Raw genomic sequence first — 5,625 nt, 5'->3', positions numbered from 1 at the left:
GTTCGTGCTTAATCTGCGACCGAATCAGACTGGTCTTGCCAGTGCCGCGTGCACCAAAGAGAAAAAAAGAATGGTTTTTCGGTAGATTACATGATCTTTCAAACATAGACCCACTCGCATACGGAAACGCCCGACATTTCCGTATTGTAGTGTTTTTAGTTTGTTAGGTCAATATTTCAGAACGGTTATATACCAACCTAGGCCTGAGGTTGTGGTTAAGGAAAAGGGTGAGTTCAAGAACTACACCTGGTCAAAGCGAGCAGGGGAAGTTCACGTTTGGGCCGGACGACTGGTCGAGGGAACACCTGACATGATCGAGGGCTGATCGAGGCATGTGCTGGATGGGGAGGCGGAGTCCAGTTAGCTCATGGGCTGAGGTGCCCTATTGCCTGGATGGCCGATGCTACGAACCATTGCGGAGATTGCTCCTGGTCAAGGTGACAGCAACAGACACTGACACAGAGAAATCTTGCCATTTAAGCAGATAGTGGGTTGCGGAGGAGGACGGGTTGGCATGGGACGTAAGTTCGTGTGCTGGGGCAATGTGAGTTGATTGTCCTACCATCTCAGTATTTTTCGCAGCATCGCAGTGAGCCCCAGGGAAGAAGCAGTAAACTAATTGATGACAGACCTACGCCGCAACGCCGCGCTTAGCACCATACCCACCGCCGTCACCGCAATCAGTACCGTCGAAAGTGCATAGATCTCACGATTAATCCCAAATCTGATCATCGCATAGATGCGCATCGGCAGTGTATCTCTGTCGACCCCTGAGGTGAAAAAACTGATCATGAAATCGTCAAACGACAGCGTGAAAGCCATCATAGCTCCGGCACCTATCGCAGGGGTCAGCAGCGGTAGTGTCACGCGCCAGAGCGCTTGTAGTGGCGAAGCGCCTAGGTCAAGGGCCGCATCGGTGAGTGCATCATCCAGATCAGTGAGACGCGCATTGATAACCGTGACGACGTAGGCCGTGGTGAGTGTGATATGTCCGACGATAACGGTGCTCATGCCTAGGTTTAGACCTAGAGTGCCAAACCAGATGACCGAAGCTAGACCAAGCACGAGCTCTGGAAGCGCCAGCGGTAATGCGACTAGCACAGATAGTGGTCCTTTGAACCGCACCCGCGATTGATGCAACGCGAGGGCTCCACTCACACCGAGTATGGTCGCACCCAAGCTTGCCGCGCCGGCCACCCAGAGACTAGTCGCTAGCGCCTGCATGATCTGATCGTCGTTACTGAGGTCACGGTACCAATCCAGCGTTAGGGTCCATGCGGCATCACCATCCGTGCTCGACGGAGCGAGGACAGAGTAAAAAACAATGGCCACTAATGGCAGTAGCATCAGCGCGTAACAAACTAACGACACCGCATAGGCCACAACGTGCGGACGTGGTCGCGAGTGCTCTTTACCCAGGGATGAAGCCACGCTGCCTCCTAGTGGCGGGATCACCGACTAAACGCATGAGCCCCATCACGCTCACCATAGACAGCACCAAAATCATCGCTAATGCTGCGCCAAAGGGCCAGTCGCGCACGCGCAGAAATTGTTCGGTGATAAGGCCGCCAAGCATCAGCGTCTTAGCGCCACCGAGCAAATCCGGTATCGTATACTCACCAAGCACGGGTACAAATACGAGACTTACCCCAGAAATCAGGCCGGGGCGAGCCAACGGCAAAATAATGCGCCTAAATATGGGCCATCCCCTGGCACCAAGATCCTTGGCAGCATCGATGATGGTAAAGTCAAACTTTTCAAACACCACATAGATGGGAAGCACCATAAACGGCAGATAGTTTGTCACCATGCCGAGAGCGACCGCAAACGCAGAGTCGGTCATCAGCCAGGGCTCCGTGGTGAGTCCTGAGCCAAGCAGCAGTAGATTAATGGGCCCCTCAGCCGCAAGTATGAGTCTGATGGCATAGACCCGCACGACAAAGTTTGTAAGAAATGGCAGCATGAGTAAGCCTAGCAGGGTGGGCTGCCACCTCTTCGAGGACGTGGCAATGGTATACGCCAGCGGTAAACCAAGAACTGCACAGATGCCCGTGGTCGATCCCGCCAGCACTAAACTCTTGGCATAGACGCGGAGATACAGGGGATCTAGTGCGCGCTGGTAGTTGGCTAGGTTGAAATGCCACACGATTTCGCCATAAGGCCCGCGTTGCAGTAAGCTATAAAGCGCTACCATCACCAAGGGACCAACGAGAAAAAGACCGAGCCACAAAGTCATAGGAATCAACAAAAAAGTCGCAAAACGCTTCAATGAATCAGCCCCCCGTCGTTACGGGAGGGATAGCAGGAGCGATAAGGACATGATCTAGGTCAAGCCGGATCACGAGCTGGACCCGTGAACCCAAACTAAGCCCGGCCGGTAAACTGTCGCGATTGAGATGGGTCACCGTCACGGATGTAGCTAGATTGGCGACGTGTGCCGTCACCTGCGTCGTAGCACCGTGAAAGGCCATGTCAGAAACCTGACACGGCAGGGATAGTTCACGACCGTCAGTGGAGACAACACTGGCCTCATGCGAGTGAGCCTCGCGCAAGCCTATCTTTTCCGGTCTCACGAGCATGGTCACCGGTGTGCCGGCTGCCGGCAACGGCCTGCCCTGAGACCACCTGGCCCTTAGCCTGTTGCTGCCGTCTAAATTTACCCAAACATGATCACTAGACTGGTTACAGGGAGCACTATATTGCACCGTGACCCGGTTCATCGTCCCGAGAAACGAGGCGACAAAATCGGTAGCTGGGTGATCATACAGGGCCGCAGGGGATCCAACCTGTTCGATGTGCCCGCGGTTCACGACGGCCATCCGGTCCGACATGCTCAGAGCTTCACTCTGATCGTGCGTCACGAAGACAAAGGTCATGCCTAGCCGTCGCTGCAGAGCTCTTAGTTCCGCCTGCATGCGAAGCCGCAGCTGCAAATCAAGCGCACTAAGAGGTTCGTCGAGAAGTAGTACTTTAGGTTTACAAATGAGCGCCCTAGCCAAAGCCACCCGCTGCTGCTGCCCGCCCGAGAGCGATTGCACACGGCGCTCCCCCATTCCCTCCATGGCGACTAGCGCCAAAGCCTCGTCTACATACCGTCGACGTTCGGCCCCTGTCATGCGACCAAGGCTCAGACTGAAGCCGACATTTGCTGCCACACTCAGGTGTGGAAACAAGGCATAACGCTGAAAAACCATATTGGTCGGCCGCTCATGCGGCGGCACGCGGGTGATATCTACACCGCCCAACCAAACCGAGCCGGAGTCTGGAGTCTCAAAGCCGCCAAGGATCCGGAGTAATGTGGACTTACCGCAGCCGCTAGGGCCTAGGATCGAAAAGAACTCACCGGGCTCTAGCTCGAGCGTGGCATCTTTCAAGGCTTGATGGGAGCCGTAGCGTTTATTAATTTGACGTATACTTAGCATGGCCAGGACCGGTAGTTTTTCGCTAACATGTTGTCATTGTTTAGTGTATTCAAATTTACCCACAAACGACCTTTACGTACACCTAATCCAACGAATTTCCTATGCAAAGTTATAGCAAACTTGCCCGCCCAACTTACCATGTGACCGCATCTTTGCTGCTGGCTCTACTCACAGTCTCGTGCACCATCTTCAAGAAACGTCCGGATTCCCATATGGGCAAGCTCCGCACGACCGAAGACGAGGCCGTCTTAAACCTATACATCTGGGCCGACTATACGTCGCCCGCCATGATTGAGGATTTCACTCGGGCATCCGGGATCAAAATCCGCGAATCCAACTACGCCTCTAACGAAGAACTCCTTGCCAAGTTACAATCCGGGGCCACCGGATACGACCTGATCGTGCCGTCAGACTATATGGTCAGCACGATGATCAAACTAAACCTCCTCCAGCAACTCGACCGTAGACGTATTACGCGCCTGGACCAAATAGACCCCAGATTTCTCGGACGATCCTATGACCCCGCCAACACATGGTCCGTACCGTTCGCCTGGGCTGTCAGTGGCATTGCCGTCAATACCAGAGCCTACAAGGATCCTGTCACAAGCTGGAACGATCTGTTGCGCAATCAAAAGGTCAAGGGCCGCGTTTCCCTGATGGATGATGTACGCGAGGCCTTGGCTGTCGCCTTAAAAATCGATGGCCATAGCGTCAACACCCAAAACCGAGATGAACTCAACCAAGCTAAAACCACACTCATCACAGCAAAACAAAATCTCAAGGCCTTTAATGCCTTCCCTAGCACTCTGATCACCACTGGCGAAGTCGTCATGGCTCACATGTATTCCGGTGAGACCATGGTCGCGGCTCGCGACAGCGGCAAAGCGCTCCAGTTTGTCATCCCCAAAGAGGGCAGCATCATCGCCATCGACAACATGGTGATCCCCAAAGGAGCCAAACACGTGGATGCAGCTTATGCATTCATCAACTATTTCTACCAACCCAGGGTCAACGCCGACTTTGTCCAGCGCATGTACTACGGTCCGGTGGTCAAAGGCGCTGCAGCTTTTCTCCCGCTAGAGCTCAAGCAGCACCCGGTACTTTTTCCGACAGAGTCCACCATCAAGAACTGCGAGATGCTCCGCGACCTAGGCGATACCACTACGATCTACGACAGGATCTGGCTCGAGGTTAAGGTGTCTGGTTAGAGGGTAGTGCATTCAAGTTTTTGGCGGTGAAATCAGTCAGCCGCTTGCGTGCGTCTCTAAAACACGTAACAAACACACCGCTAATTTTAGCCACAGCCCGCTTAGCCTGGTCTTCGTTGTAGGTGTGAGAGGTCTCGTTTCGCGTCTTTATGATGTCAGCCCAATCTGATTCCAAATTGGGGTCAATCAGTCCAAGCTGGTAAGCTGCCTGGATGGCCTGCCGTGGTGACGCAACCTCAAGAGCCTCGGCTTCGGCCACTTTCTTAAACACCTTCCAAAACTGCTCATAGGTGTATTCAAATGCCTGAATCACGCCTGCCATGTCACGACGAGTGACAATCGGTTCAGCGAGAAATTCCACAAGTGACGCGAATGCACGATCCAAATTTTCAAACGCGATCTGCACTTTTTTTACCGTCATATAGCAGCACTCCATTTTGCGTGATTTCAGCCGCCAAATTCGTATCGATGCTATCAAATTTAACCAAATCAAGAGGACACAAAGTTCCCGAGTTCTCTTGCGCCTCTACAACAAATTGAGCCCATTGACGCGGTGAGCTGACGTAAAAACAGAGATCGTAATCAGATCGTTCGTGATGATCGCCGCGAGCCCGCGAGCCAAAAATGACGACTCGCTCAAGGTCTAAAACTTGTTTCGCCCTCGCAATCAATACCACGAGAAAGTCTGGCATCGCAGGCAAATCCCGTGCACTCCAAGTTGGGGCCGTAATTTTTCGTGCTTTATTCATTTTCTACCGTTGCTTTGCGTCTCGTCTCCAGAGAACTTCAGGCTAACAAAACATTTAGAGCGACGTCCACCAGGCAGACAACTAATCCTGGACAATTTACGTTGCTGAGCCAAATCGTCGAATCATCTGCAGAAAAGTTTAAGCCAATGAATTCGCGCGACAGCCAGCTAAGCCCCTAAAATACCTGCCGCGCGGGACGGATTTTTGAGGTTTTACCAAGCCTTATCATCCGCTTGGCTGCCCGGC

At 53.1% G+C, this 5,625-nt stretch carries 5 protein-coding genes and 1 pseudogene; 1 reads left to right on the top strand and 5 read right to left on the bottom strand.

Annotation, left to right across the window (positions count from 1 at the left end; all coding sequences use genetic code 11):
* Positions 1-615: 615 nt before the first annotated feature.
* The 3 genes and pseudogenes from FJ146_19190 to FJ146_19180 all read right to left on the bottom strand — a co-directional run bounded on the left by FJ146_19190 (position 616) and on the right by FJ146_19180 (position 3,422).
* The gene (locus FJ146_19190; GenBank protein ID MBM4254096.1) at positions 616-1,431 is read right to left on the bottom strand and encodes an ABC transporter permease; all 816 of its coding nucleotides are present in this window, start codon (positions 1,429-1,431) and stop codon (positions 616-618) included.
* Entirely contained in the window at positions 1,412-2,236 is an 825-nt protein-coding gene (locus FJ146_19185; GenBank protein MBM4254095.1) for an ABC transporter permease, read from the bottom strand. Before FJ146_19185 ends, FJ146_19190 begins: the two co-directional genes overlap by 20 nt.
* A gap of 460 nt (positions 2,237-2,696) precedes the next feature.
* A pseudogene (locus FJ146_19180) lies at positions 2,697-3,422 on the bottom strand (ABC transporter ATP-binding protein).
* Between the two features lie 101 nt (positions 3,423-3,523).
* Between FJ146_19180 and FJ146_19175 the strand changes: the two are divergent.
* Positions 3,524-4,630 (top strand): spermidine/putrescine ABC transporter substrate-binding protein, encoded by a 1,107-nt coding sequence (locus FJ146_19175; GenBank protein ID MBM4254094.1) that lies wholly within the window; start codon positions 3,524-3,526, stop codon positions 4,628-4,630.
* On the opposite strand, the gene FJ146_19170 is transcribed toward FJ146_19175, so the two are convergent.
* A complete protein-coding gene (locus FJ146_19170) occupies positions 4,614-5,066 on the bottom strand; it encodes a DUF86 domain-containing protein (GenBank protein ID MBM4254093.1) in 453 nt (150 codons plus the stop codon). The genes FJ146_19175 and FJ146_19170 overlap by 17 nt on opposite strands.
* Positions 5,020-5,379: a nucleotidyltransferase domain-containing protein gene (locus FJ146_19165; protein MBM4254092.1), complete on the bottom strand. Its 360-nt coding sequence runs from the start codon at positions 5,377-5,379 to the stop codon at positions 5,020-5,022. Before FJ146_19165 ends, FJ146_19170 begins: the two co-directional genes overlap by 47 nt.
* Positions 5,380-5,625 lie beyond the last annotated feature (246 nt).

The sequence above is a fragment of the Deltaproteobacteria bacterium genome (genome assembly GCA_016874735.1).
Taxonomy (GTDB): domain Bacteria; phylum Bdellovibrionota_B; class Oligoflexia; order Oligoflexales; family CAIYRB01; genus CAIYRB01.
This window is presented reverse-complemented; position numbering and strand designations above follow the sequence as displayed.